The organism is Kribbella sp. NPDC049227, from assembly GCF_043197265.1.
Lineage (GTDB): Bacteria > Actinomycetota > Actinomycetes > Propionibacteriales > Kribbellaceae > Kribbella.
This window is the reverse complement of sequence record NZ_JBICST010000002.1, coordinates 778,919-805,380: the sequence shown is the minus strand read 5'-3', so window position 1 is coordinate 805,380 and position 26,462 is coordinate 778,919. Positions and strand designations below refer to the sequence as shown.

Annotated in this window: 19 protein-coding genes; 10 read left to right on the top strand and 9 right to left on the bottom strand. The window is 70.0% G+C overall.

Translation table 11 applies throughout. The features are described 5' to 3' along the window. Positions 1–5: 5 nt before the first annotated feature. Positions 6–830 carry an IclR family transcriptional regulator C-terminal domain-containing protein gene (locus ACGFH6_RS10625; RefSeq protein ID WP_393382405.1) on the top strand — a complete coding sequence of 275 codons (825 nt, stop codon included), beginning with the start codon at positions 6–8 and terminating at the stop codon, positions 828–830. Here ACGFH6_RS10625 and ACGFH6_RS10620 read toward each other — a convergent pair. From ACGFH6_RS10620 to ACGFH6_RS10600, 5 genes are all read right to left on the bottom strand, one after another. Next, on the bottom strand, positions 827–1,225 hold the full coding sequence (locus ACGFH6_RS10620; protein ID WP_393382404.1) for a Rieske (2Fe-2S) protein: 399 nt from the start codon (positions 1,223–1,225) through the stop codon (positions 827–829). The genes ACGFH6_RS10625 and ACGFH6_RS10620 overlap by 4 nt on opposite strands. A 12-nt stretch (positions 1,226–1,237) precedes the next feature. Further along, positions 1,238–1,786: a DUF6529 family protein gene (locus ACGFH6_RS10615; RefSeq protein WP_393382402.1), complete on the bottom strand. Its 549-nt coding sequence runs from the start codon at positions 1,784–1,786 to the stop codon at positions 1,238–1,240. A gap of 8 nt (positions 1,787–1,794) precedes the next feature. Then, positions 1,795–2,493: a hypothetical protein gene (locus ACGFH6_RS10610; protein ID WP_393382400.1), complete on the bottom strand. Its 699-nt coding sequence runs from the start codon at positions 2,491–2,493 to the stop codon at positions 1,795–1,797. Between the two features lie 116 nt (positions 2,494–2,609). After that, positions 2,610–3,386, bottom strand: a complete 777-nt coding sequence (locus ACGFH6_RS10605; protein WP_393382398.1) for a maleylpyruvate isomerase family mycothiol-dependent enzyme — start codon at positions 3,384–3,386, stop codon at positions 2,610–2,612. A 71-nt stretch (positions 3,387–3,457) separates the two neighbouring features. Beyond that, positions 3,458–4,462 (bottom strand): DUF2278 family protein, encoded by a 1,005-nt coding sequence (locus tag ACGFH6_RS10600; RefSeq protein ID WP_393382396.1) that lies wholly within the window; start codon positions 4,460–4,462, stop codon positions 3,458–3,460. A 100-nt stretch (positions 4,463–4,562) separates the two neighbouring features. On the opposite strand from ACGFH6_RS10600, the gene ACGFH6_RS10595 reads away from it, so the two are divergent. Further along, positions 4,563–5,396, top strand: coding sequence for an LLM class flavin-dependent oxidoreductase (locus ACGFH6_RS10595; protein ID WP_393382394.1), 834 nt, complete (start codon positions 4,563–4,565; stop codon positions 5,394–5,396). A 56-nt stretch (positions 5,397–5,452) separates the two neighbouring features. Continuing rightward, on the top strand, positions 5,453–6,580 hold the full coding sequence (locus tag ACGFH6_RS10590; RefSeq protein ID WP_393382392.1) for a hypothetical protein: 1,128 nt from the start codon (positions 5,453–5,455) through the stop codon (positions 6,578–6,580). Positions 6,581–6,663: 83 nt separating this feature from the next. On the opposite strand, the gene ACGFH6_RS10585 is transcribed toward ACGFH6_RS10590, so the two are convergent. Continuing rightward, positions 6,664–10,089, bottom strand: coding sequence for an error-prone DNA polymerase (locus ACGFH6_RS10585; protein ID WP_393382390.1), 3,426 nt, complete (start codon positions 10,087–10,089; stop codon positions 6,664–6,666). 64 nt (positions 10,090–10,153) lie between these two features. On the opposite strand from ACGFH6_RS10585, the gene ACGFH6_RS10580 reads away from it, so the two are divergent. Both ACGFH6_RS10580 and ACGFH6_RS10575 read left to right on the top strand, forming a co-directional pair. Continuing rightward, positions 10,154–10,489 carry a hypothetical protein gene (locus ACGFH6_RS10580; RefSeq protein WP_393382388.1) on the top strand — a complete coding sequence of 112 codons (336 nt, stop codon included), beginning with the start codon at positions 10,154–10,156 and terminating at the stop codon, positions 10,487–10,489. 22 nt (positions 10,490–10,511) lie between these two features. Beyond that, complete coding sequence (locus ACGFH6_RS10575) at positions 10,512–11,285, top strand: inositol monophosphatase family protein (protein ID WP_393382386.1); 774 nt, start codon at positions 10,512–10,514, stop codon at positions 11,283–11,285. 9 nt (positions 11,286–11,294) lie between these two features. Here ACGFH6_RS10575 and ACGFH6_RS10570 read toward each other — a convergent pair whose 3' ends face one another. Further along, positions 11,295–12,053 (bottom strand): type 1 glutamine amidotransferase, encoded by a 759-nt coding sequence (locus tag ACGFH6_RS10570; protein WP_393382384.1) that lies wholly within the window; start codon positions 12,051–12,053, stop codon positions 11,295–11,297. A 60-nt stretch (positions 12,054–12,113) separates the two neighbouring features. On the opposite strand from ACGFH6_RS10570, the gene speB reads away from it, so the two are divergent. From speB to ACGFH6_RS10545, 5 genes are all read left to right on the top strand, one after another. After that, the gene (gene speB, locus ACGFH6_RS10565; RefSeq protein ID WP_393382383.1) at positions 12,114–13,139 is read left to right on the top strand and encodes an agmatinase; all 1,026 of its coding nucleotides are present in this window, start codon (positions 12,114–12,116) and stop codon (positions 13,137–13,139) included. Between the two features lie 75 nt (positions 13,140–13,214). Continuing rightward, the gene (locus tag ACGFH6_RS10560) at positions 13,215–14,669 is read left to right on the top strand and encodes an amino acid permease (RefSeq protein ID WP_393382382.1); all 1,455 of its coding nucleotides are present in this window, start codon (positions 13,215–13,217) and stop codon (positions 14,667–14,669) included. Beyond that, the gene (locus ACGFH6_RS10555; protein ID WP_393382380.1) at positions 14,666–15,586 is read left to right on the top strand and encodes a universal stress protein; all 921 of its coding nucleotides are present in this window, start codon (positions 14,666–14,668) and stop codon (positions 15,584–15,586) included. The genes ACGFH6_RS10560 and ACGFH6_RS10555 overlap by 4 nt, the downstream gene beginning before the upstream one ends. Before the next feature lie 2 nt (positions 15,587–15,588). Continuing rightward, entirely contained in the window at positions 15,589–16,854 is a 1,266-nt protein-coding gene (gene lysA / locus ACGFH6_RS10550) for a diaminopimelate decarboxylase (RefSeq protein WP_393382378.1), read from the top strand. Next, the gene (locus tag ACGFH6_RS10545) at positions 16,854–18,755 is read left to right on the top strand and encodes a primary-amine oxidase (RefSeq protein ID WP_393382376.1); all 1,902 of its coding nucleotides are present in this window, start codon (positions 16,854–16,856) and stop codon (positions 18,753–18,755) included. Before lysA ends, ACGFH6_RS10545 begins: the two co-directional genes overlap by 1 nt. A gap of 3 nt (positions 18,756–18,758) precedes the next feature. Here ACGFH6_RS10545 and ACGFH6_RS10540 read toward each other — a convergent pair whose 3' ends face one another. Together ACGFH6_RS10540 and ACGFH6_RS10535 are read right to left on the bottom strand one after the other, a co-directional pair. Then, complete coding sequence (locus ACGFH6_RS10540; protein WP_393382374.1) at positions 18,759–20,888, bottom strand: transglycosylase domain-containing protein; 2,130 nt, start codon at positions 20,886–20,888, stop codon at positions 18,759–18,761. Positions 20,889–20,897: 9 nt separating this feature from the next. Further along, positions 20,898–26,414 carry a carboxyl transferase domain-containing protein gene (locus ACGFH6_RS10535; RefSeq protein WP_393382373.1) on the bottom strand — a complete coding sequence of 1,839 codons (5,517 nt, stop codon included), beginning with the start codon at positions 26,412–26,414 and terminating at the stop codon, positions 20,898–20,900. Positions 26,415–26,462 lie beyond the last annotated feature (48 nt).

Sequence of the window (26,462 nt, the reverse complement as noted above, 5' to 3'; positions counted from 1 at the left end):
AACTGATGGCAGGACGCGGTGCGGGTCCGGACTTCGTCGAGTCGCTGGCTCGCGGGCTGGACGTGCTCGCCTGCTTCGACGCGAACCACCGCACCATGTCGCTCAGCGAGGTGGCGACCGCGGCCGGGCTGGCCCGCCCGACCGCGCGCCGGCTGCTGCTCACGCTGGAGGAGCTGGGCTTCGTCCGCTCGGTCGAGGGCTCCTTCCAGCTGACGCCGAAGGTGCTGACGCTCGGCATGGCGTACGTCGGCGCGCTCGGGCTGTGGGACATCGCGCGACCGCATCTCGAGGAACTGGTGGCACGGACCGGCGAGTCGTCGTCGATGGCGCAGCTCGACGGCTCCGACATCGTCTACGTCGCCCGGGTGTCGGTGCCGAAGATCATCGCCTTGCGGGTCGACATCGGCACCAGGTTCCCGGCGGCCCAGACCTCGCAGGGCAAGGTTCTGCTCGCCGCCCTCTCCCCCGACGAGCTCGCCGAGACCCTCGCGCTGCCGAGCCGCGCCGGGCTTCCGGCGTACATCGGGCGCAGTGCGGACCAACTACGCGACGAGCTGACCGAGATCCGCGCGCGCGGGTGGGCGCTGGCCGATGAGGAGCTCGCGCCCGGGGTCCGGTCGGTGGCGGCGCCCGTCCGCGACCGGACAGGCACTGTCCGCGCCGCGATGAACGTGACCGTGCACGCGGCGGAAACCACGACGGAGAAACTGCTCCGAGACCATCTCCCGCTGCTCCTCCGCACCGCCGGCGACGTCAGCGCCGAGTGGGCGCTGTGGCAGTCGCGGCCACACCACGAAGTACCGCAGTCGACGAGTCAGTCCTCGGCCTAGGCCAGCGTGATCGAGTCACCCGAGACGGTGATCTGCCGGGCGGCGAGGGGCTGCGTGGCCGGGTCGTGGACGACCGAGCCGTCCTTGATGGAGAACTTGCTGCCGTGGCATTCGCAGTTGATGGTGCCGTTGGCAACACTCGCCACCTGACAGCCTTGGTGAGTGCACACCGACGTGAACGCCTTGAACGTGCCGGCGGTCGGCTGCGTGACGACCACCTTGCTGTCCCCGAAGATGACTCCGCCACCCACCGGGATCTGACTGGTCTTCGCGAGCGCAGCGCCCGCCGGCGGCGTACTCGCGGGAGGGCTGTTGGACTCGCCGTACGTGCTGCATCCGGTGACGGCGGCGAATGCGGCCGCGGCCAGGACGGTACGGCGACTTGGATCGTCCACGGGCAGGTCCCTTCAGCGAATGATGCCGAACGTGGTGAAGAACCACAGCGACGAGGTCAGCCACAGCCCGACCAGGCCGGCGAAGACAGCCCCGCCCACCACCGGCAGCAGCCAGCGGGGCGTATCGGTCCGGGTCAGGGTCAGCATCTTGGCGACGAACGCGCCGTAGAAGAAGCAGCCGAGCAACGAATGGATCAGCACGCGTGGCTGGTCGTACTGGAATCCCAACGCGTACAGGCAATGTGCGACCACCGGAAGCGTGGCCGCGACGGCGGCGCGGCCCGACCACCGATGCAACGGTCCGATCCAGCTCCGGCCCGCGAGCGATCCGAGATGCCCGAACAGCGCCAGGGCGGAGACCAGTTGCACCAAGGCGAGGACGAGCGCGAGCGATGCCAGCCACGCCTTGACCGACTGCGTGCTGGAGAACCCGGCCAGGTTCACGGCGACGCCGGTCGGCTCGTGCAGCCGCGCGTACAGACCGAGGACGACGGCGACCGCCGCGCCGATCGACAGCGGGATCGCGACCCTGCTCGTCGCGCCGATCGTTGCGGTCGACATGGCTCTCCTCAGAACGTCTCGTCGCCGGTGACCGACGTCGCCGTGACCGCGGTTCCGCCGACGGTCGACGTACCGGTGGACGGATCGAGCGGCGGGGCGGGCGCGGGCGTGCCGTCGTTGTCGATGCCGACCTGGCTGCCGTCGGCGAGCACGATCCAGCCGATGGTGTTGCCGGAGGTCTTCGCCCGGTACAGGCCGGCCGGTGGGTCGGCCTTGGAGATCGTGAAGCGCAGCGTGCGGCCGTGCACCGTGACTGTGCCGGTGACTGTGCCGGTGACTTGGCCGCTGCCCAGGCTTCCGGCCAGACGGTCACCGGCTCGGGAGCGCAGGGCGAGGGTGTCGCCGGTTCGTGTGCCGGTCAGCCAGGCCTCTACGCGACGGCCGTCGCAGACGTACGCCGCGGCCCGGCCGCCCTTCACCGCGATCGCGAGCGTCGCCTCACGGTTCGCCGTACGACCGGCGTACACGACGGCGCCCTGTTGGGACGGAGTGGGGGCCGCCTGCTTCGTGGCGGTCGGCTGTGGATTGGCCGATGACGGGCTGGCCGCCGGCCGGCCGGTGTTGGGCGGGGTGACCGGCGCGCTCGTCACGGCGGCCTCGGACGACGCCGGCCCGGTGGACGTGGTCTGCGTGCTGTTCACGACAAGCAGCGCGACGAGCCCGACGGCCGCGGCCGCGAGCGTCACCAATGGACTGCGTTGCCCCATCTCTCCCCCACCCCGGAGGCAGTATGTGTCGAGAATCGCCGCCGGGACGGGCCAGGTCAACGGCTGGGCGCCTCGCTCCTACAGAGCACCGCACGCCGAGCCTGAATCGGGGTCCCTCAGTCGCTGACCCAGTCCATGTGGTCGATCCAGCGATCGAGCAAGGCACGATCACCGTCCAGTTGCAGGCTGGGTGTCGCGTCGAGCCGGCGGCGCCTGCTCAGCACGAGCAGGAGGTCGGCGGCCGGGCCACTGAGCGTCACGTCGGCCGCGGTGTGGGTGTGTTCCAGCACCACCCGGTCGGCCTCCCGGCGAGCCAACCACTCCCCAGGCGCATCCGTGGCATGGAAGTGCAGGGTCTGGCCGTCACCGCGCATCCCCTCGGCGAAGTCCGACCGGTTCTCCCAATAACCACGCGACGTCAACGTGTCCAACCAATCCTCCAACGCCGCCACCGCCGGCTCCGGCGCCAACTCATACCGCCGCTCCAGCGCCACCGCCGCATCCGCACGATGCACACACGCCTCCCCGAACAACCGCCGCGACCAAAACGGCACCCCCGCCCCCGCACCAGATGGATCCCACACCGGCGCGTCAGCACCCACCGACTCCACCGCCCGCTGCGCCGCCGCCGCACCCTCGACCATCCACGCACCCCACCGGGCCGAATCGGCCGGCGCCCGAGCATAGGCCGCGAACGCCCTGCTCGGCTCGGTCAACTGCTCACCCACCAGCATCGCCACCATCCGATGCGTCGCACCGACATGATCGACAAGATCAGCCAACGTCCACTTCGGACACGTCGGCACCGGCATCGCCGCATCCCCGCCGTCCACCCACTCCGCGAACGTGCCCGTCTGCTCGACCACCGACCGCAAATACCCCGACGCGTCCATCACTGCCCCTCCAAGCGCTCCATCGTTACCTGCCGCCGCCCAGCCAAGCCGCCCGCCCTTTCATATTGCTTTCAGAAGACGACGCTCCAACCGGAGCGCTGTGCCTGGGCCGCGGTGTACGCGACGCCGTGGACCTTGAGGCCGGCACTGTTCAGCAGGGTGATCTCGCCACCCTTGTTGCCCAGCTGGACAGTGGACGGGAGGTGGACGAGGAGCGAGGCACCGGGTGGCAGCACACCCGCCGGGACCGGGCCGACGTGGAGTGCGCGATCGACGAGATGCCAGCCGGTCAGGTCGACCGCGTCCGGCGATGCGTTCAGCAGGGTGACCGTCTCGGCTTCAGGTGCGGGGCCGACCGGGTTGATCAACGCGGCGACGATCTGGACCGCCTCGGCGCCGAACTCCGCGACCGGTGCATCGACGAGAGCGTGACCGGTCTTGTCGTCGGTGTGCCACGACTGGCTCTGGAACGCGAGGAAGATGCCGACCCAGCGTTGCTGGTCCGGAAGCCCGATGATGATCGCACCGTCCTGCCACACCCCGTCGTCCTTGCGGAAGGCACCGACGTTGCCCTGGTTCATGTGGATGTCATGCACGCCGTTGCCCGGCCGGAAGCCGAAGACCTTGTCCGGTACGCCGTCCTCCGGACCCCACCGCTCGCCGAACGCGTACACGACCGCGGCCGGCTCGCGGATCGCCCGCTGCACCTGATCGTCCAGCAGGTCGGCCAGATCGTTGCCCGGCCCCTCGACCTCGGCCGGCAACGGCCGCAACAGGGTGCGATCGAACAACGTCTGCCGTACGTAGTCCAGGTTCACCCCGGCCGCACCCGTGTCGAGCCGATGCCAGCCCCGGGACATTCCGGTCAACTGTGCGGTGACCGGATGACGGAAGTCCTCGTCGACCCGGTAGAGCAACTCCGACGGGAACTCCTTCGACTTCACATTCACCGCGATCCGGTAGTCCACCCTGGCGTCGTCCACCAGCCGGATCTGGTAATGCGGCGTGTCCGAATCACCCTCCCGGCGTACGCCGACCGCCCGGCCGACCAGTACGCCGTACGTCTTCAACGGCATGGCTACCCCCTCCATCACAGCCCCACTACCTAGGAGCCCACGAGTCCGCGGGTAATACAACGGGCCGCGCTCTGTCGGTGGTGGCTAGTAGGAAGGGGGGATGAGATACGGACTGATTCTTCCGGGTGGGTCAGCGGTCGAGCAGCTCGAGCAGGCGGTCGCTGCGGAGGCGGCCGGCTGGGACGGCGTGTTCGTCTGGGAGGCGGCGTACGGAATCGATGCCTGGGGGTTGCTGACGGCGATCGCGGCCAGGACGAGCCGGATCCGGCTCGGCACGATGCTGACGCCGCTGCCGTGGCGACGGCCGTGGAAGGTCGCGAGCCAGGTCGCCACGCTGGACCAGGTGTCATCGGGCCGCGCGACCCTGGCGGTCGGGGTCGGTGCCGTCGAGACCGACCTGCCACGAACCGGCGAGGAGCTGGACCTGCGGACCCGGGCGGCCATGATGGACGAGGGCATCGACCTGATCCGCGAACTCTGGGCCGGGCGCGCCACCTATCACGGTGAGTACTACGACTACGAGTGCGCCCGCGACGACCTCGCGCAGGTCGGGCGGCCGGTGCAGGAGCGGATCCCGATCTGGGTCGTCGGCGTCTGGCCGAGACCCAAGTCGATGCGCCGCGTCCTGCGCTGCGACGGCGTACTGCCGCAGTACCCATCAGGCCAGGACTCGCCAGACGAACTGCGGCAGGTCCGCTCCTGGCTCACCGCCCAAGGCGGCTCACCGGACCTGGACATCATCGCCGAAGGCGAAACCCCGGCCGACAACCCAACCGAGGCGTCCGCCCTGGTCAAGCCCTGGGCCGACGCAGGAGCCACCTGGTGGCTGGAGACCCGCTGGGAAATGCCCCACCACTCCCCGGAACGCATGCACCAAGTCCACACCCGAATCACCGCCGGCCCGCCGGTCCAGGCGGAAGGCGCCGAAGAGTAGCCGAGGTCTTTACAGAGCGTGTCCGCGCGTCCATCCTCAGGCTGGGGGTGGGGGAAATGTCGGAGGATCAGAAGCAGCCGGACGCGCGCAGATGGTGGCAGTTGTCCGGGCGATTCTCGGCGATGTACGTCGTCGAGATCACCGCCGTCGTGGGCGGCCTGATCGCGACCATCGTGTACGCGGTGGCGGGACCGGGGACGAACTGGACCACGCTGTCCGCCGCGGTGATGATCGCGGTGGCGGCGCTCGGCACCGGAGGGCTGCTCGGCATCCTGTTCGGCGTACCCCGCACCGGCGCGGGCACCGACCGGCCGCAGCCGGTCGCCGGCATCGCGATCCCCTCGATCGGCGCGAACACGAACCTGGAACAGATCTCCGACTGGCTGACCAAGATTCTCGTCGGCGTCGGCCTGACCCAGTTCGCCGCCATCAAGCGCGAGGCCGGTGCGCTGTTCCGGTCCCTGGCCCCGGCGCTCGGTGGCGGCGAGGGCGCAGCGGCCTTCGCCGGCAGCATCGTGATCTATTTCTTCGTGATCGGGTTCCTGAGCGGCTGGTTGTACGCCCGGTTGCGGCTCGGACTGGCGATGAGCAGCGCGGACGCCATGCTCGAACTCTCCCGCCGGGCTGATCGGGCCGGTGACACCCAGACCGCGCAGGCCGCCAAGGAGGCGGCCAAGACCTTCACCCAACTCTCCCTCGGTGCCGAGACTCCGCCGGCAGCCGCCCGGACCGGGACGACAGACCTGATCAGCCGCTACGAGGAGCTGCGCGCGACGCTGCCGTCCGGGCCGCGCCGGACCTCGGCGATGGAGGATCTCGTCCGGCAGGCGCGGCGACTCACCCAGACGGAGCGCTTCACCGCACTCGACATCACCCAGCTGTTCAACCAGGGCACCGATGGCTGCCGGGTGGTGGCGTTGGCGCTGATGGAGGGCGACCTGGGTCTGGCCGATTTCGCGTCGGTCCTGACGGCGATCCGTACGCCGAGGTCCGCGTTCGAGCAGTACCACGCGCTGACCGTCGCCAACCTGCTGGTCTCCTCGCTGGGCGCAGCCGAGCGAACCGACCTGCAGCAGGCCCTCGCCTCCCCGGAGATCAGCCGCGACTGGGGCACCGACACCAGCCGTGCGTCCCTGGCCGACTCGATACGCGTCCGTCTCGGCTCCCTCCCGCCGGCCGGCTGATCAGGCCAACGGCCCCGGCCGTCTCGGCCCCTTCCGCCGACTGGTTGATTGAGGCAACCAACTGACTCATGCCGCCGGCTGGGTCAGCGGAAGTCTCGGGAGGGGGTTTTGGCGGCTAGGGGGAGGCGTTGGAGATGGTCGGCGGAGAGGTTGGTGACTTCACCGGCTCGTTCTACTCGGCCTCGGATGATGAGGGCTCCGGCGGTGCGGGCGACGGTGGCGTGGCGGTGCCAGCAGCCCACGGTGATGACGATGTTGGCCATGCCGGTCTCGTCCTCGAGGTTCATGAAGGTGACGCCGGAGGCGGTCGCCGGGCGCTGGCGATGGGTGACCACGCCGGCGACCCGGACGCGGGCGCCGTTCGGGGCTTCGCGGAGCTGGGCCGCGGACAGGATGCCCTCGGCACGGAGTCGCTCCCGGACGCGCTGCATCGGGTGACTGGTGGTGGTGATCGAGGTGGACCACAGATCCGCCATGTCGGCCTCGATGTCGCTCATCCCGGGCAGGGTCGGCGGCGGTCCGGCGGCGGTGATCCCGGCGAGTTGGCCCGGCCGCTCCTCGGCGGCACGACCGGCCTCCCACAACGCCTGCCGGCGATCGAGGCCGAAGCAGTCGAACGCCCCGGCCGTGGCGAGCGCCTCGACCTGCGCGGCGGTGATCCCGGTCCGCCGGACGAGATCGGCCATCTCCGTGAAAGGCCCACCGCGCTCGCGTTCCTCGACGATCAGTTTCGCGCCCTTGTCGCCGATCGTGCGCACCTCGGACAATCCGAGCCGGACCGAGAACACGCCGTCGCGGCGGTGCGCGGTGGTGTCGGACGGCGCCTTCGGATCGAACGGGCCGACCAGCGGCTGCGGATCCCTCAGGCAGTCGTCCGATCCCGTCGGGCCGGTGAGCTCCTGACCGTCGACCAGTTGCTCGAGCCCGGCGTCGACCCCCGACAGGTGCAGGTGCGGACGGCGTACCTCGACGCCGTGGCGGCGGGCGTCGGCGACCAGGGACTGCGGTGAGTAGAAACCCATCGGCTGGGCCCGCAGCAGGGCGGCCAGGAACGCGGCCGGGTAGTGCAGCCGCAGCCACGTGCTGGAGTAGACCAGCAGAGCGAAGCTGATCGAGTGGGACTCGGCGAACCCGAAGTTCGCGAAGGCCTCGATCTTGTCGTAGATCTCGTCGGCCAGGTCGCCGCTGATCCCGTTGCGCGCCATCCCGGCGTACAGCTTGTCCTTCAGCGACGAGATCTTCTCGATACCGCGCTTGGACCCCATCGCCCGGCGCAGCAGGTCGGCCTCGTCGCCGTCGATCTCGCCGACCGCCATCGCCATCTGCATCAACTGCTCCTGGAACAGCGGCACGCCCATGGTCCGCTCCAGCACCGGCCGCAGCTTCGGGTGCAGGTAGGTGATCGGCTCCTCACCGGTCCGGCGGCGGATGTACGGATGGACCGCGCCACCCTGGATCGGGCCGGGCCGGATCAGCGCGATCTCGGTGACCAGGTCGTAGAACCGGCGCGGCTTCAGCCGCGGCAGCGTCGCCATCTGCGCCCGTGACTCGACCTGGAACACGCCCACCGAGTCCGCGCGGCACAGCTGGTCGTAGACACCCGCCTCCTCCTTGGGGATCGTGTGCAGCAGCCACGACTCCCCGATGTGCTCGCGGACCAGCTCCATGCAGTACTGCAACGCGGCCAGCATCCCCAGCCCGAGCAGGTCGAACTTCACCAGCCCCATCCACGCGCAGTCGTCCTTGTCCCACTGCAGGACCGTGCGGTTCTCCATCCGGGCGTGCTCGATCGGCACCACCTCCCCCACCGGCCGCTCGGTCAGCACCATCCCGCCGGAGTGGATGCCCAGGTGCCGCGGGAACTTCAGCAGCTCGGTGGCCATCGCCACCACCTTCGGCGGGATGTCGTGCTCGGTCGAGGTGATCTCCGGGCTCCAGCCGTCCACCTGCTTCGACCAGGCGTCCTGCTGACCGACCGAGTACCCCAGCGCCTTGGCCATGTCCCGGACGGCGGACTTCGGCCGGTACGAGATCACGTTCGCCACCTGGGCGGCGTTGCGGCGCCCGTACTTGCGGTAGACGTGCTGGATCACCTCCTCGCGGCGGTCGGAGTCGAAGTCGACGTCGATGTCCGGCTCCTCGGTCCGGGTGGTGGCGAGGAAGCGCTCGAACGGCAGGTCGTAGAGGATGCTGTCCACCGCGGTGATCCCGAGCGCGTAGCAGACCGCCGAGTTCGCCGCCGAGCCGCGGCCCTGGCAGAGGATGCCGTTGTCGTGCGCGTACCGGACGATGTCCTCGACGATCAGGAAGTACCCCGGGAACTCCTTCTCCTCGATGACCGCCAGCTCACGCTCCAGCCGCTCGTAGGCGTCCGGCCGCTGGCCGCGGGTCCCGTACCGCTTGGCGGCGCCGTCGAAGGTCAGGTGCCGCAACCACGACATCGGCGTCTCCCCCTCCGGTACGTCACGCAGCGGCAGCTTGGGTTTCGCCCGGGCCAGGTCGAAGGCGAGCTGGTCGGCCAGTGTCACCGATCGCGCCACGGCCCCGTCGTACCGGCGGAACCGGAACGCCATCTCCTCCCCCGAGCGCAGGAACGCCATCCCGCTCGGCGGCAGCCAGCCGTCCATCGTGTCCAGGTCCCGCCGGGCCCGGACCGCGGCCAGCGCGGCGGCCAGCTTGTGCTGCGCCGGGGTGGCGTAGTGAACGTTGTTCGTGGCAACTACCGGGAGGCCGCGGTCGGCCGCCAGCCCGGCCAGGATCCGGTTCCGGGTCGTGTCGGCCGGAAGGTGGTGGTCGATCAGCTCGACCACCACCCGGTCCTTGCCGAACAACCCGGTCAGCCGGTCCAGCTCACGCCCCGCGGCGGCCGGACCGTCGGCGTGCCCGCCGAGCTCCAGCGCCTGCCGGACCAGCCCCTTGCGGCAGCCGGTCAGGATCAGCCAGTGGTCACGCCCCTCCGCGGCCAGCCTCTCCAGGTCGTAGACCGGCTTGCCCTTCTCTCCGCCGGCCAGTTGTGCCTCGGTGATCTCGCCGGCCAGCTTGTGATAGCCCTCCTGTCCCTCCGCCAGCACCAGCAGGTGACTGCCCTCGGGATCGGCCACGCCGTTCTGCGGGCCGGTCAGCTCGAGCGACAACTCCGCTCCGAACACGGTCGGCAACGTGTACGCCGCTGCCGCCTCGGCGAACCGGGCCGCGCCGTAGAACCCGTCGTGATCGGTCAGCGCCAGCGCGTGCAGCCCCTGCCGGACCGCGGCCTCGACCAGGTCCTCCGGCTGGGAAGCACCGTCCAGGAAGGAGAAGTTGGAATGCGCGTGAAGCTCCGCGTAAGGCACCGCGTGCTCCGGGCGACGGACGGTGTCAGGCACATACGGACCGCGGTGCTGCGACCACGCCGGGCTGTCGCCGCCGTCGCCCGTCACCGGCCGCCCGCCGTGACTGCCCGGCCGGGACCGGTCCGACAGCTTCCGCTCCAGCTCCGACCACTTGATCGGCGGATTGTTGTAGCCCATCCCACACACCTCCTCTCAGGATCAAGACTAGAACATGTGTTCGAAGAGGCGGTAATCTGAAAACATGCTTGGTCGGTTCACGGTGCGCCCGGCCGACGACGGATCGAACGGATTCGGCGTCTGGGACGGTGCGGTCAACGGGTGGCGTGCGATGGGTATCGACAGCGAGACGGAGGCCCAGCGGATAGCCAGCGATCTCGACGTCCAGTACGACGCTCACGGCCCACGTCCGGCGGACGCCGTACGGCGCGTGGACCCGGCCCAACCGGTCCAGCGCGCCGAGTGGCAGGACGGCGAGCTCGACGTCTGGATCCGCGACAACGGCGAGTGGCTCGGCCGGGTCTGCGACAAGGACGGCCACATCACCTGGATCCCCGGCACCGACCTGCGCCCGTTGTAGGCAGTCGGGTTGGATGGGCGGCATGAGCACCCAGACCGACGCGGAGGTGGCGATCCGGGCGGCCGAGGCCGGCGCCGCGGTCGTCCGCGCCAAGTACGGCGTACCGCTGGCCAGGTACGACAAGTCGCCCACCGACTTCGCCACCGAGGCGGATCTCGAGGCGGAGCGGGCAATCCTCGACGTACTGCGCACCGCGCGGCCCGACGATGCGGTGATCGGCGAGGAGTACGGCGCCGACGGTCAGGCGGCCCGGACCTGGTTGGTGGATCCGCTCTGCGGCACCCTCAACTTCGCCGCCGAGACACCACTGTTCTCGGTGAACGTCGCCCTCCAGGGACCGGGTGTCGCCGCCGTCGCGCAGCCGCTCACCGGTGAGGTGTTCTGGAGCGACGGGACGACCGCCGCGGTGCGCCGCGACGGTGCCGACTCGCCGGCCACACCCTCGGCGACCTCGCTCCTGATCGACGTCGATGTCGACGATCCACCCGGCAGCGACCTCCTCGGCGCCCGGATCCTGACCGACCCGGCCCTCCTGGCGACCTTCGGGCTCCGGGTGTCGTCGACCACCCTCACGCTCGCCTGGGTGGCTGTGGGTCGCCGGGCCGGCTACATCACCAACGGCTCGCTGGCCGACAGCGTGCACTTCACCGCCGGCATCCAGCTGTGCCAGGCGGCCGGCTGCGTCGTCACCGACTTCCGCGGACAACCGGTGCACACCGGCCCAGGCCTGGTCGTCGCAGCGGACACCGCAACCCACGATCGTCTGCTGGAGGTCGTGTCTCGCTGCCTGAGGTAGCCGTCGGTGTCAGCGGGCCGGCTCGCGCGAACCGGTGGCCAGGGCGGCGAAGGCGAGAGCAAGCGGACGCCATGCGGCGTACATCTCGGTCTCGGCCGCGCGGATCTCGGCCAGCCCGCGCTCCATCTCCGGACGAGCGGTGCCGGCCCTGCACTGCGCCTCGTACCACCCCTTGACGATGCCGTACGACGCCTCCGGGTGCCACTGAACGCCCCACGCCGATCGACCGATCCGGAACGCCAGCAGGTCGCCGTCATCGCTTCCGGCCAGTTCGATCGCGCCGGGTGGCGGTACGGCCACGGTGTCGGCGTTCCACGCCACCGCGGGCGGTCGGGCCGGCCCTGAATCGAGCCCTGAATCGAGCCCTGGACCGAGCCCTGAATCGAGCACTGCACCAAGCACTGGATCCACGGCGGCTTCGGCGGTCCAGACCGGCCGGAGCACGCGGGAGTTCTGGCCGTTCGGTCGGGAGATCACCTTGCCGCCCAAGGCGTCGGCGAGCAACTGGTGGCCGAGGCAGATGCCGAGCGTCGGCACCTCCTGTCGCACCGCGTCGGCGAGGAGCCTCTGGATCGGAGTCAGCCACGGCACCCGATCCGCGTCATGCACGCCGGGCAGACCACCTAGCACGATCAATCCGGAGATCCCGTCCGCGTTCTTCGGCACGGGATCACCGCCGTACGCGCGGCAGACCCGAAACGGTGACAACCAGTCGGCGAGATGGCCCGGCGGACAGAGTTCGTCCGGCTGCACGACGAGTAGATTCACGGCCGCCAGACTACGTCGCCGTTCGGTTGACATGTGGTGGCTGGCTGCCAGACTCCGACCATGACCCGCTACGGGCAGCAGTTCGGGCCGGACTTCACGTTTCTCGGCGTGCCGGCCTGCGATCTGGACGATCCGGCGTCGTACGCGGATGCGCAGGTGGTGATTCTCGGTGCGCCGTTCGATGGCGGTACGTCGCATCGGCCGGGTGCCCGGTTCGGGCCGATGGCGATCCGGATGCGGGACTACCTGGGCCACGACGGGTCGCGGCCGAGTCTCGCGTTGCGCACCGACGGTCTGGTCGAGCTCAACGTCGTCGACGCCGGTGACGTGGAGATGTACTCCGGCGACATCGAGGTCGCACTGCCCGCGCTCGAGGCGGCGGTCGAGACGGTGACCCGCTCCGGGGCGATCCCGGTCGTCCTCGGCGGCGACCACTCGATCGCGTTCCCGGACGCGAAGGGTGTCGCGAACGTGCTCGGCCACGGCCGGGTGTCGATGCTGCACTTCGACGCGCACGCCGACACCGGCGACATCGAGTTCGGGTCGCTGTGGGGCCACGGCCAGCCGATGCGCCGGCTGATCGAGTCCGGTGCGTTGCGCGGGGACCGCTTCTTGCAGATCGGGTTGCGCGGGTACTGGCCGCCGCCGGACACGCTGGACTGGATGGCCGAGCAGCGGATGCGCTCCTACGAGATGACCGAGATCGTGCATCGCGGCCTGGACGAGTGCCTGACCGAGGCGTTCGTGATCGCCACCGACGAGTGCGACGGCGTGTTCCTGTCCGTCGACATCGACGTCTGCGACCCCGGCCACGCGCCGGGCACCGGGACCCCCGAGCCCGGCGGTCTGACCGCTCGTCAGTTGCTCGACGCGGTACGCCGGATCTGCCTCGAACTGCCCGTAGTCGGGATGGACGTGGTCGAGGTGAGTCCGCCGTACGATCACGCCGACATCACCGCGGCGCTGGCGAATCGCGTGGTGCTCGAGGCAGTGTCCGCGATCGCTCGCAAGCGCCAGGACGAGCGCGATGGCACGCGGTGGGATCCTGCCCAGCCGCTGCTGAGTGACCGGCCGGAGCCGGGCTGACCTGTTCCGTCGGCGAATTCCGGGTGCCACACTCCGAACTGGGGGTGGGGAGACCTCCCTCGAGGGGAGGGCATCATGGCGATGACGCTGCAGCAACTGTTCCGTCGCAAGCCGGTCCCGGAGATGTCGCAGGAGAGCGGCACCGACACCGGAAAGAGCGAGCTCGCCCGGACGATCGGCTTGTTCCAGCTCTCGATGTTCGGCATCGGTGCCACCATCGGCACCGGCATCTTCTTCGTCCTCGCCCAGGCGGTGCCGGTCGCCGGGCCGGCGGTGATCTGGTCGTTCGTGATCGCCGGTGCGGTCGCCGGACTGACCGCGATCTGTTACGCCGAGCTCGCCAGCGCGGTCCCGGTGTCGGGATCGTCGTACTCGTACGCCTACGCGACGCTCGGTGAGCTGCCGGCGATCGGGGTCGCCGCCTGCCTGCTGCTCGAGTACGGCGTGTCCGCGGCCGCGGTGGCCGTCGGCTGGTCGCAGTACCTGAACGAACTGTTCGACAACCTCTTCGGCTTCACCATCCCCGACAGCCTGTCGCAGGCGCCGGAGCAGGGCGGTGTGTTCAACCTGCCCGCGGTGATCCTGGTGCTGCTCTGCACCCTGCTGCTGATCCGCGGTGCGAGCGAGTCGGCCACGACGAACGCCGTCATGGTGTGCATCAAGATCGGTGTCCTGCTGCTGTTCATCGTGCTCGGGCTGAGGGGCTGGGACGCGAACAACCTGTCCGACTTCGCCCCCTTCGGCATCAGCGGGATCACCTCCGCGGCCGGCATCATCTTCTTCTCCTACATCGGTCTGGACGCTGTCTCGACCGCGGGTGAGGAAGTGAAGAACCCCCGGCGGACGATGCCGCTGGCGATCCTGATCGCGCTCGTCACGGTCACCGGGCTCTACATCCTGGTCACCCTGGTCGCGGTCGCGGCCCAGCCCTCCGGCGAGTTCGAGAACCAGGAGGCCGGCCTGTCGGCGATCCTGGAGCAGGTGACCGGAGCGTCCTGGCCGGCCACCGTACTCGCCGGCGGCGCGGTGATCTCGATCTTCAGCGTCACGCTGATCGTGATCTACGGCCAGACCCGGATCCTGTTCGCGATGGCCCGCGACGGGATGATCCCGGAGCTGTTCCACAAGGTGAACCCGCGCACCCACACCCCGGTGCCGAACACGATCATCGTGGCGGTCCTGATCGCCCTGCTGGCCGGGCTGATCCCGATCAACTTCCTGGCCGAGATGACCAGCATCGGCACGCTGGTCGCGTTCCTGGTCGTGTCGATCGGGGTGATGGTGCTGCGGCGGACCCATCCCGAGCTGCCGCGCGGCTTCAAGGTGCCGGGCTACCCGGTCACGCCGATCTTGTCGATCCTCGGCTGTCTGTGGATCATCAAGGACCTGCGCGCGGTCACCATCTGGGTGTTCCTGATCTGGCTCGCGGTGGCCCTGGCCTGGTACTTCATCTACGGCTTCAGGCATTCGCATCTCGGCAGGCACGAGCACGTCGGGCTGATCCACGACGACGACGGGCCGGCGTCATGACGATGATCGTCGGCTACGCCTCCGACGAGCGTGGGAAGGCGGCGCTCCACCTCGCGGCGATGCTGGCCCGGTCCGCGCACGACGACCTGATCGTCTGCACCGTCGTACCGGCGCCGTGGACGCCCGGGATGGCGCGGGTGGACGCGGAGTACCAGAACTACCTCGCGCAGACCGCGGACCAGGCGCTCGAGCGCGCCCGGAACTACCTGCCGGGTGACGTGCCGGCGACATATGTCCGGTACGGCGCCCGGTCAGCGCCGGCGGGTCTGCTCGAGATGGCCGCCCAGAACGACGCCCGGCTGATCGTGCTCGGGTCGTCGTCGGCCGGCGCGTTCGGCCACATCTCGCTCGGCAGCGTCACCGACCGGCTGCTGCACAGCTCGCATGTCTCGCTCGCCCTGGCCACCCGGGGATTTCGCTGCCCGGCGGACGCCAACGTCCAGCGGGTGACCGCGGCCTTCGGCGGCACCGAGAGCGCGGAGGAGCTGGTCCTCGCCGCGGCAACGGTCAGCGCCGACGCGGGTGCTTCGCTGCGGATCGCCACGTTCGCGGTGTGGTCCCGTCCGGCGTACACCACCCGGCTCGGCACCGATTCCGAGGACCTGGTGATGGACGAGTGGCGAGCGGAGGTGGAGAAGACCGTTTCCGCCACGCTGACCCAGGTGAAACACCTGCCGCACGGGCCGCGAACGGTCGAGACGGTGATCGGCTCCGGTGCGAACTGGGCCGAGGCGATCGACGACGTCGGCTGGGAGCCCAGCGACATCCTCGTGGTCGGGTCGAGCGAGCTCGGGCCGGTCGCGCGGGTGTTCCTCGGCTCGCGGGCGACCAAGATCCTGCGGCACTCGCCCGTCCCGGTCCTCGTCGTACCGCGCAACCGGGCCGAGGAGCTGGCCGGACGCGCCACTGAGAACTGACCATGCACCCAGCCGACCGGAGCGACCTGCTCTCGCTCTTCCCGGCCGGCAGCGGCCTGACCGGCGACGGCATGCTGATCGTCGCCGGCTGCCGTGCGGACGACCTCGCCGCCGCCTTCGGTACGCCGGTCCTGGTCGTCGCCGAGGACGCGCTCCGGTCCCGAGCCCGCGAGTACCGCGACGAGCTGACCGCCCGCTGGCCGGACTCCCGCGTGGTCTTCGCGTCCAAGGCCTTCCCCTGTACGGCGGTCCAGCGGGTCATGGTCGAGGAAGGACTCGGCCTGGACGTCGCCGGCGGTGGCGAGATCCTGACCGCACTGAAAGCCGGTGCCGATCCCGGTCTGATCGTCCTGCACGGCAACGCCAAGAGCGACGAGGAGATCGCGCTGGCCGTCGAACACGGAATCGGTCTGGTCGTGGTCGACAACGCCGACGACGTCGACCGGCTGGAAGCGACCGGCAGCACCCAGGACGTCTTGGTACGCATCATCCCCGGCGTCACCGCTGATACCCACAGCCATGTGCTGACCGGCCACGAGGGCTCGAAGTTCGGCCTCGCCCCACCCGACGCGGCCCGGTTGATCCAGCGGATCGAACACAGCCCGCGGCTGCGGATGCGCGGTCTGCACGTCCACGTCGGCTCGCAGATCCTCGATGTCGAACCGTTCGCGGAGTCGGTGGAGCCGCTCGCGCGACTCGGCGAGTTCGAGGTGTACGACCTGGGCGGCGGCCTCGGCGCCCGCTACACGTGGTCCGACGAGCCGCCCACGGTGGCGGCGTACCTCGATGCTCTGATCGGCGCGGCGAAGCAGCACCTACCCGCATCCGCGCACCTCATCGTCGAACCTGGACGCAGCATGGTCTGTACGGCGGCGACCACGATCTACCGGGTCACCACGGTCAAGCGCGGTGCGATCACCTTCGTCGCGGTGGACGGCGGGATGGGCGACAACCTGGAGGTCGCGTTGTTCGAGCAGCGCTTCGAGGCAGGCATCGTCGGACGGTTCGAGGGTCCCGGGCTGGAGACCGTGACCGTGGTCGGGCGGCACTGCGAGAGCGGCGACGTCCTCGTCGACGGCGTACCGCTGGCGGAGCCGGCTGTGGGCGATCTGCTCGCGGTCCCTGCGACGGGGGCGTACTGCTACACGATGGCGAACAACTACAACGGCACTCGCCGGATCCCCGTGGTCTTCGCAACCGGCGGCCGCGCCCGGCTCGTCGTACGACGGGAGTCCTGGGACGACCTGATGGCCCGGGACGTGGACTGATGGCGACCCATCCGCTCGAACCGCTGGACGAGGACGAGTTCCGGCAGACCGCCGCGATCCTGCGCAGGGACCGGGAACTCGGCGGGTCATGGCGGTTCGCGGCGATCGAACTGCTGGAGCCGGCCAAGTCCGCGGTCCGCGCGTGGCGTCGCGGCGACCCGGTACCGCGGACCGCGTTCGCCGTCCTGTGGAACCGGGCCGACAACCAGACCTGGGAAGGCGTCGTCGACCTGACCGGCGACCGGGTGGTGTCGTGGATCCAGGTCCCCGGTGTCACCCCCAACTTCACCGGCGACGAGTACCACGAGGTCGACGAGGCGATGCGCGCCCATCCGGACGTGATCGCCGCGCTGGCCGAACGCGGCATCACCGACCTGTCGCTGGTGTTGATCGAGGTCTGGACGTACGGCAAGGCGCTGATGCCGGAGCAGTACCGCGACCGGCGGCTCGGCTGGTGCGACATCTGGTACCGCGAGACGCCCGACGGCAACCCGTACGCCCACCCGGTGTCGGGCCTCAAGGTCGTCGTCGACATGAACACGCTCGAGTTGCTCGAACTCGAGAACGACCACGACCACGGGCAGCCCGAGGTCGACGCGGAGTACGCGCCCGGACCGTGGACCGGCGCACTGCGCACCGACCTCAAGCCGCTGCACGTCACCCAGCCCGAGGGCGTCTCGTTCACCCTCGACGGCACCGAGCTGAAGTGGCAGAACTGGACCATGCGGCTGGGCTTCAACCACCGCGAGGGCCCGGTCATCCACCAGGTCACGTACGACGACCATGTCAACGGCCGCAGCACCACCCGGGACATCGCCTACCGGATGTCGTTCGCGGAGATGGTGGTCCCGTACCGGGACGCGTCCTTCGACCACTACCGGCGTACGGCGTTCGACATCGGCGAATGGGGTCTCGGCTTCATGACCACCTCGCTCGAACTCGGCTGCGACTGCCTCGGCGAGATCGTCTACCTGGACGCCGTTCTGCACGACACCCACGGTGAACCGGTCACGATCAAGAACGCGATCTGCCTGCACGAGGAGGACAACGCCGTCTTGTGGAAGCACGTCGACCACACGACCGGTGCCGAGGTACGGCGGATGCGCCGGATGGTCGTGTCGTGTCACGCGACCGTGGCGAACTACGAGTACCTGATCTACTGGCGCTTCTATCAGGACGGCAACATCGAGTGTGAGGTCCGGGCGACCGGGCTGATGGTCACCACGCCGTTCGCCGCGGACGGTACGCCGCCGGCCACCGGCACGGTCGTCGACAAGCAGACGTACGCGCCGTTCCACCAGCACTTCCTGGTCGCGCGGCTCGACCTCGACGTGGACGGCGACGGGAACACCGTGGAGGAGGTCGACTCCCGCGCCCTACCGGTGTCGGACGACAACCCGTACGGGCTGGCCGTCGTCACCGACGCGACCCCGATCCGGTCCGAGTCCGAGGCCGCCCGCGACTTCAACTGGGCGGCCCAGCGCACCTGGAAGGTGGTCAATCCGAACCGCGTGAACGCCGTCGGCACCAATCCGGCGTACAAACTGATCCCGAGCGCGTCGATCCCGGCACTGATGGACCCCGGTACGCCGCAGTACCTGCGGGCACCGGTGATCGGGCACACGGTGTGGGTCACCCGGCAGCACGACGAGGAACGCTGGCCGTGCGGCGACTACCCGACCCAGTCGACGGTCGACGACGGGATGACCCGCTGGATCGCGGACGACGAATCGCTGGAGAACACCGACGTCGTGCTCTGGTACGTGTTCGGCATCCACCACGTCACCCGGGTCGAGGACTGGCCGGTGATGCCGGTGGACACGATCGCCTTCTGGCTGAAGCCCTTCGGCTTCTTCGACCGCAACCCAGCACTCGACGTCGCCCCCAGCCACCAGGACTGAGGCCTAGCGGCGGCCGGGGCCACCGCCGTTCTCGTCGGGGCGTCTGCCCTCGTCCGCCGGGCGAGGCTCGGCGGCGCCCAGCATCTTGCGCGGTGGCGCCTTGAAGTGCCGCAGCGGCAGGCCCTTGAGGGCGCCTTGCATCGCGGTCTGCCACAGCGGGCCGGCGGTACCCGAGCCGGTCGGGTCGGAGATGTCCCGGCCGTCGAGGGTGTGGCGGTACATCAGGTTCGTGTACGGCAGGTTCGCGTCCGCCACGACCGCTGCCCCGGCCAGGTTCGGCGCGTAGCCGGCGTACCAGACGGCGAGGTTGTCCTGGATCGTGCCGGTCTTGCCGGCCAGGTCCCAGTTGCCGAAGTTCAGCCGGCCGCCGGTGCCGCCGGGCTCCATCACCGCGCTGAGCACCCGGTTGACGCCGTCGGCGACCTGCGGGGAGAGCGCCTGCTTGCAGTCGATCTGCGGCGTCTCGATGTACTTGCCGGCCTTGTCCCGCACGGAGGTGACGACCAGCGGCTTGCAGTACTTGCCGCGCGCCGCGAACGTCGCGTAGGCGTTCGACAGCATCAGCGGGGTCACGTAGCCGACGCCGAGCGTCATCGAGATGACCTGGTCGAGCGGATGCAGCGTCTGCGCGTTGTACATCCCGAGCTTGGACGCGACCCGGGCGATCGGGCACAGCCCGACCCGCTGCGACAACTGCAGGAAGTAGGTGTTGGTCGAGAACCGCGCAGCGTCGACCATCGTGAGGTTGCCGCCGCGGGTCGAGTTCTGCGGCCGGTAGTCCGGGTCCCGGGTCCAGCCCGAGCAGGTGCGGAACCGCTTCCCGCTCAGGTTGATCTGCTGCGGGGAGTTGATCCGGTAGTTCAGCGGCACGCCCTTCTGGATCGCGGCCGCGATCGTGAACGCCTTCATCGTCGAGCCGTTCTGGAACCCGCCGAACCCGCCGGCGTAGGACTTCTCGACGTTGTAGTTGTAGTTCGTGTGGTTGCGGCCGTTGCCGTACGGCTTGCTCTGCACCATCGCCTTCACCAGGCCGGTGCCCGGCTGGACGATCGTGATCGCCGCGATCGCGGTGTCGGTGGGTTTGCTGTGCTCGCTGATCGACTTCTGCGCGGCCTTCTGCATCCGTGGGTCGATCGAGGTCCGGATCTGCAGCCCGCCGGTCTTCAGATAGTGGTCGCGGTCCTTGGCCGTCGCACCCAGTGCCGGGTTGTCCAGCAGCTTCGAGACGACGTACTCGCAGTAGAAGGGATAGCGGGAGCTCGCGCAGCCGTTCGGCACCGGCAGGACCCGCTTCAGGTCGATCACCCGGGTCCTGAGTGCCTCGTTGGCCTGGCGCAGCGAGATCACCTTGAGCTCGAGCATCCGCTTCAGCACCACGTCGCGCCGCGCCCTCGCGCGCGCCATGTCGTTGGTCGGGTCGTAGCCGGTCGGGTTCTTCACCAGGCCGGCCAGCATCGCGGCCTGAGGCAGGGTCAGCTTGTCGGCGGTGGTCCGGAAGTAGTGCTGCGCCGCGGCCTGGACGCCGTACGCGCCGTCGCCGAAGTTCACCAGGTTCAGGTACCGCTCCAGGATCTCGTCCTTGGACAGCTGGCTCTCGATCGCGATCGCGTACCGCAGCTCGGTCAGCTTGCGCTGGTAGGTGACCGCGGTGGCCTGCCGCCGTTCCTCGGCGGTCTTGGCCTTCTCGACCAGGCTGAGCTTCACGTACTGCTGGGTGATGCTCGACCCGCCCTGCTGGACCTCCCCCTCGGTCTGGTTGCGGACCATCGCCCGGATCGTGCCCTTCGCGTCCAGGGCGCCGTGGTCGTAGAACCGCGAGTCCTCGATCGCGACGATCGCCCGGCGCATGATCGGGCTGATCCGGCTCAGCGGCACCGGGATCCGGTTCTGCTCGTACAGCGTCGCGATCAGGCTGCCGTCCGAGGCGACGATCCGGCTCCGCACCGCCACCGGATCGACGACGAGCTCGCGCGGCAGATCCTGCACCGACTTGGCCACCTGCTCGCTGCCCTGTCCGGCGAATCCGGCGAAGGGGATCGCCAGTCCGGCCGCCAGCGCGCCGGACAGTACGCTCACGCCGATGAACGTGATCAACGAGTGAGCCTTACTGCGACCGCCCCTCTCGGTCCGCATACCTCCAGGTTAGGCGAGTGGTCCAACTCCCGGTAGGCCGGAGATGATTGCCTCGATCAACCGTGGGCGCAGTTCGTTCGCACTGATCACCGCATCGACCGATCCGACTTCGACCGCACGCTGGATGTTGTGCACGCGATCGAACCCGACCGCGACCTCGCCCAGCTTCTCCGCGCGGACGGCGGTCCGCACCTCGGCCAGCTCGGTCGCGAGCGCAGCCCGCTCCGCCCCGGTCGCCTCGCCGACCCGCTCGGCCAGCGACGCGACCCGCTCGTCGGCCGCCGTCCGGGCGTCGACCTCACCGGCGAAAACGACAGCGGCCGCCGGCGCTCCGCCGATCACCGACGCGAACGAGCCGTCGACGGCCAGCACGGTCATCGACGGGTTGAGCGCCTTGGAGAAGACCACGAACGCTCCACCGTGGTAGCGCGACACCACGCAGAACACGATCGGGCCCTGGAAATTCACGATCGCGCGGCCGATCTCGGCGCCGTACTCGAGCTGGAGGTTCCGCATCGAGTCCGGCGAGCCGTCGAAGCCGGACAGGTTCGCCAGCACCACCAGCGGCCGGTTGCCGCTGGCCGCGTTGATCGCCCGGGCCGTCTTCTTCGACGAGAGCGGGAACAGCGTGCCGGCGGTGTAGGTGTCCGGCCCGTCGGTGGGCGGGAACCCGCGCCGCGGCACCGACTTGGACTCGATGCCGACCAGGCAGACCGGGTAGCCGCCCAGGCGCGCGTCCTGTACGACCGCGGTGTCGGCGTCGGCCATCCCGGCCCAGCGCTCCAGCACCGGGTGGTCCTGGTCCGTGACGGATCGCATCAGCGTGCGGATGTCGAACGCCTTCTTGCGGTCCGGGTTCGTCGCCGTGGAGAAGATCTCGCCGACGGTCCGGAAGTCGCTGCCGGGCGCGTTGTGCGGGTACGTCGTGACATCGCGATCCAGCGGATCCGACGTCTCGGCCCGGCGCGGGCCGATCTCCCCCGGGACGACGTACGAGTGGTCGTAGTGCGCCATCAGCACATCGCGGGCCCCCTTGAGGTCAGGAGCCCAGTACTGCGCCTGGCCGTTCGGGCCCATCACCCGGTCGTAACCGCCGATGCCGAAGTTGTCCTCGGCCGACACGCCACCGGCGAAGTCCAGCGTTTGCTTGCCGGTCAGCACCATCGCACTGTCCGGCGTCATCACCAGGATGCCCTTGGTGTGCATCAGCATCGTGGCCTCGGCGTTCCAGTACGGCTGCGCGCCGACGTTGATGCCGGCCACGACGACGTTGATCTCGCCGCCGTCCTGGGTGAACTCGACGATCCGCTTCAGCGCCTTGGCGACCCAGTCCATGTTCTCGGTGCCGGAGTCCATCGAGATCCGGGCACCGGCCGACAGCGAGTACCACTCGACCGGCACACGCATCCGCTCGGCCAGGTCGAGGGCTGCGATGATCCGCGAGCACTCCCCCTCGGCGACCGCGCCGAGCGCCTTGGTCGGATCGCCGCTGAGCGCGACCCGGGTGATGCCTTCGGGGTGCCGGGTGGTCGGCGTACTGACGATGCCGAGGATGACGCCGGCCTTGTTCAGGCCGCGCGGGCGGTCCACCGGGACCAGGACACCGCTGTCGTCGAGGTCGTACTCGACGAAGGAGCCGCCGGGGCCGGCGACCATGCCGCTGACCTCGTACGGGTAGATCGTGTTGCGCCGGCGCGACCGCTGCACCTTCTGGGCGTAGTCGTCCAGCGGCATCAGCCGTCCGGTCGGCGGCTGCTCGACCGAGGTGACGACGCCCGCGCCGGGCTGGTAGTAGAACCGCGCCGCCACCAGGTTGACGCTGCCGTCCGGCGCCGCGACCCGGCCCTGGACCAGAACCTCCTCGATCCCGGCGCCCGCGGTCATCGGCGCGATGTTGCGCTGCAGTGCGGTGACTTCGTCGACCTGAGCCTCGACCACCGGCCAGATGTGCACCCAGACGTGGTTCATGTCGAGCTTGGCACCGGCCGCGCCGCGGTCGGTCCGGGCCCGGCGGATCGCCTCCAGGCAGTTCGCGATCGCCCGCTCCGCGTGTGGCAGCGAGGTCACCTGCCCGTCCTCGTCCCGGACCACGACGAACTGGCGGACCTGCGCGAGCGCGACCAGCCGCTGGTCGGCCTCGTTCTCCCGCGACACACAGTGGTAGAGCAGTACGTCGTCCGGCCCGTCCAACCGGGTGATCCGGAAGTCCCGCAGCCGCCACAGGTTCAGCCGCCGGCCGACCATCGGGTGGACGCCACGGACGTTGTCGTCCTCGGCCACCGAACCTCCGGCCGGGCGGTAGGTGAAGTACGAGACCGGCCGCCCCTGACCCGGCGCGATCGCGACCGAGAACCGGCGTACCCGCTGGGCGACCGGCTGGTCGGCGACCATCCGGCGGTACAGGTCGGACGCCTCCTGCTGGGAGGCCGGCAGGTCCGGGCCGTACAGGTAGAGCTCGACCACGGCCTCGTGCCCGGGCGGGCGCGCGTCGATCTGCGCTGTCAGCACGCGGGACAGGCCGCTGTCCGGGTCGGCCAGCTCGGCCACCGTGCCCACCGAGGTGACCAGGTGGCTCGGCCGGTCGTCGATCGTGTAGTCGGCGGTCGCGAACGGCCGGCCGTCGACGGCGAACTCGCGCAGGTCGTGCAGTTCGTACTCGCGGTAGTGCCGACGGATCAGCACCTCGAGCATCGGCTCGCGCTCACCCCAGCCGCGCTCCAGCCGCTGCGCCAGGAACCGGACGATCGGCTCGGGGATGGTGGCCAGCGCGTCGACCCGCTCCTTGCGGTCCGGTGCCTCCGGATCCGCCGCCAGCGCGGCGACCTCGTCACCGACACCCTCCAGCACCGACGCCCGCTCCGCGTCCACCTGCGGCTGGTCGAACCAGCGGAACCGCACGCTCCGGGCCAGGTCGCCGATCACCGGGAACCGCAGCTGGGTCGCCAGCACCAGGCGGTCGAGCAGGTCGTGCGCGGACTCGTCCACCGGCGACACCGGCCGCGGCTCGGCGATCCAGCGCTGCAGCAGCGACGACACCAGCAGCACGTCCGGCGTGGAGCGCTGCTGGGCCAGGAAGATCCTGAAGACGGCCTCCTCGAGCTCGGTACTGCGCTCCAGGTCGGTCACGCCGTACTGGCCGAGCACCCGGATCAGCCGGGCGCGGAACTCGGCCGGCAGGCCACCGCGGTCCGGATCCAGGCTCTGCAGGTAGGTGTGGAAGTGCTCGCGCGGGCTGTGCACCCGGTTCTCGGTGCTGATCTCCTCACCGGCCGGCCGGTTGCGGCTCAGTTCGGCGAAGTCCGCGAACACGCGCAGCAGGTCGATCTCGGCGACGACCGGAGGGTCCGCCAGCTCGGACCGCGCGGACAGGTAGTCGGCCAGCATGCCGCCCTCGTCCGACGGGTCGATGTCGAACCCGAGCAGCATGCTGCGCAGGTCGTCCAGACCCCGCTCGACCCGCTCCGCCGCAGACTTCTCCCCGGACCCGTTCGGCAGATCCAGCTGTACGCCGTTGTCCGTCGGAGCAGCCGCCTCGGCACCGGACTCGTCCGCGACCGGCTCCAGCCGCAGCAGGGGCGCACCGGTCTCGACCTGGCTGCCGGTGGCGACGAGCAGTTCCTTCACGGTCGCCTTGAACGGCGCGTAGAGCACCGTCTCCATCTTCATGCTCTCCAGCACGAGCACCGGCGCACCGGCCTCGATCTCGGCCCCGGTCTGCACCGGCGTCGCGACCACGAGAGCCGGCGCGGGAGAACGCAGTACGCCGCCTTCGTCGCGGCTGACCCGGTGGGTCACACCGTCCACCTCGACCAGGTGGACCGGACCGTGCGTCGCGGTGACCAGGCGGAACCGCTGCCCGCCGACCACGAGCCGGCTGGTGTAGTCGTCGAGCCGCTCCAGCTCGGCGTCCACCACCTTGAGGTGGTCGTTGCCGGTCCCGACACCGACCCGGAACCGGTCCGGCCCGATCCGCGCCACCGTCACCCGGTAGCTCGCACCGCGCAGCTTCAGGTCGATCGCACGACCCACCTCGTGCTGGATCTGCGGACGGCCGCCGTGCGCGGTCTCCAGCAGCCGCACCCGCTCGACCTGCTCGGAGTCCTCGTACCCCTCGATCGCGGCCGCGACCAGAGCGACGCCCGAGTGCCGGTGCGAGACCAGCCGGCCCTCACCGCGGACCCGATCGATCCAGCCGGTGTCGGCGCTGCCGTCGATCACCTCGGGCTGGTCCAGCAGTTCGAGGATGAAGCTCTTGTTGGTGGCGCCGCCCTCGATCAGCACTGTCGTCGCGCCGACCGCCCGCCGCAGCCGCGCCAGCGCCTCCTCGCGGGTCCGCCCATAGCCGATGATCTTCGCGATCATCGAGTCGAAGTCGGCCGGAATGCTGTCACCGGCACTCACTCCGGTGTCGACACGGATGCCTGGTCCGGACGGCAGGTCGAGTACGGCGATCCGCCCCGGCGACGGGGCGAAGTCCCGGTCCGGGTCCTCGGCGTTCAGGCGTGCCTCGACCGCGTGCCCGCTCTCGACCGGCTTCGTGCCCTCCAGCAGGCCGCCGTTCGCGACGTGCAACTGGGCCTTCACCAGGTCGAACCCGGTGGTCAGCTCGGTGATCGGGTGCTCCACCTGGAGCCGGGTGTTCACCTCGAGGAACGCGAAGCTCTTCTCGCCGGGGTGATACAGGAACTCGACCGTCGCCGCGCCGCGGTAGCCGACCGCGAGCGCGAGCCGCTCGGCGGAGGCCTTCAGGTCCTCGACCTGGCCGGCCGACAGCAGCGGTGAGGCGGACTCCTCGATCACCTTCTGATTCCGGCGCTGCACGGAGCAGTCCCGGACGCCGAGCGCCCACGCCGTCCCCTGGCCGTCAGCGATGACCTGCACCTCGACGTGGCGGGCGCCGGTGACCAGGCGCTCCAGGAACACCACGCCGCTGCCGAAGGCCCGCGCGGCCTCGTCGCTGGTCCGCGCGTACGCATCGGTGAGTTCGTCCGCCGACCGGACCACCCGGATGCCGCGGCCACCGCCGCCGGCCGTTGCCTTGAGCATCAATGGGTAGCCGATCGCCCCGGCCGCCCGCAGCGCGGCCTCCAGCGACTCGACCGGGCCGCGGCTCCACGGCGCGACCGGTACGCCGACCTCCTCGGCGATCAGCTTGGACCCGATCTTGTCGCCGAGCTTGCGCATCGCCTCGGCCGACGGCCCGATGAAGGTCACGCCGATCCGCTCGCACAGTTCCGCGAAGGCGGGGTCCTCGGCCACGAATCCCCAGCCGACCCAGGCCGCGTCGGCCTTCGTCTCGAGCAGCGCGCGCTCGAGCACGGCGAGGTCCAGGTACGGGCGCGCCGACGCCGGCCCGAGCGGGTAGGTGATGTCGGCCTCGCGGACGAAGGTCGCGGTCCGCTCACCGTCGGTGAACAAGGCGACAGTCTCGATCGGGTCACCGCCCTCGGCGTTGACCTCGCGAACCGCGTTGATCAGCCGCATGGCGGCTTCACCCCGGTTCACCACTGCGATACGCTTGAACATCGACCGCCTCCGTGTCTCACCCTGTTGTCACAGTTGGGATCGCCAACC

Excerpts from the sequence above, each read along its gene's own strand:
- ACGFH6_RS10545 (WP_393382376.1), top strand. The coding sequence starts at position 16,854 with ATGGCGACCCATCCGCTCGAACCGCTGGACGAGGACGAGTTCCGGCAG.
- ACGFH6_RS10585 (WP_393382390.1), bottom strand. The coding sequence starts at position 10,089 with ATGGGCTACAACAATCCGCCGATCAAGTGGTCGGAGCTGGAGCGGAAG.
- ACGFH6_RS10575 (WP_393382386.1), top strand. The coding sequence starts at position 10,512 with ATGAGCACCCAGACCGACGCGGAGGTGGCGATCCGGGCGGCCGAGGCC.
- speB (WP_393382383.1), top strand. The coding sequence starts at position 12,114 with ATGACCCGCTACGGGCAGCAGTTCGGGCCGGACTTCACGTTTCTCGGC.
- ACGFH6_RS10625 (WP_393382405.1), top strand. The coding sequence starts at position 6 with ATGGCAGGACGCGGTGCGGGTCCGGACTTCGTCGAGTCGCTGGCTCGC.
- ACGFH6_RS10615 (WP_393382402.1), bottom strand. The coding sequence starts at position 1,786 with ATGTCGACCGCAACGATCGGCGCGACGAGCAGGGTCGCGATCCCGCTG.
- ACGFH6_RS10610 (WP_393382400.1), bottom strand. The coding sequence starts at position 2,493 with ATGGGGCAACGCAGTCCATTGGTGACGCTCGCGGCCGCGGCCGTCGGG.
- ACGFH6_RS10595 (WP_393382394.1), top strand. The coding sequence starts at position 4,563 with ATGAGATACGGACTGATTCTTCCGGGTGGGTCAGCGGTCGAGCAGCTC.
- ACGFH6_RS10605 (WP_393382398.1), bottom strand. The coding sequence starts at position 3,386 with ATGGACGCGTCGGGGTATTTGCGGTCGGTGGTCGAGCAGACGGGCACG.
- ACGFH6_RS10580 (WP_393382388.1), top strand. The coding sequence starts at position 10,154 with ATGCTTGGTCGGTTCACGGTGCGCCCGGCCGACGACGGATCGAACGGA.
- ACGFH6_RS10540 (WP_393382374.1), bottom strand. The coding sequence starts at position 20,888 with ATGCGGACCGAGAGGGGCGGTCGCAGTAAGGCTCACTCGTTGATCACG.
- ACGFH6_RS10555 (WP_393382380.1), top strand. The coding sequence starts at position 14,666 with ATGACGATGATCGTCGGCTACGCCTCCGACGAGCGTGGGAAGGCGGCG.
- ACGFH6_RS10590 (WP_393382392.1), top strand. The coding sequence starts at position 5,453 with ATGTCGGAGGATCAGAAGCAGCCGGACGCGCGCAGATGGTGGCAGTTG.
- ACGFH6_RS10600 (WP_393382396.1), bottom strand. The coding sequence starts at position 4,462 with ATGCCGTTGAAGACGTACGGCGTACTGGTCGGCCGGGCGGTCGGCGTA.
- ACGFH6_RS10535 (WP_393382373.1), bottom strand. The coding sequence starts at position 26,414 with ATGTTCAAGCGTATCGCAGTGGTGAACCGGGGTGAAGCCGCCATGCGG.
- ACGFH6_RS10560 (WP_393382382.1), top strand. The coding sequence starts at position 13,215 with ATGGCGATGACGCTGCAGCAACTGTTCCGTCGCAAGCCGGTCCCGGAG.
- lysA (WP_393382378.1), top strand. The coding sequence starts at position 15,589 with ATGCACCCAGCCGACCGGAGCGACCTGCTCTCGCTCTTCCCGGCCGGC.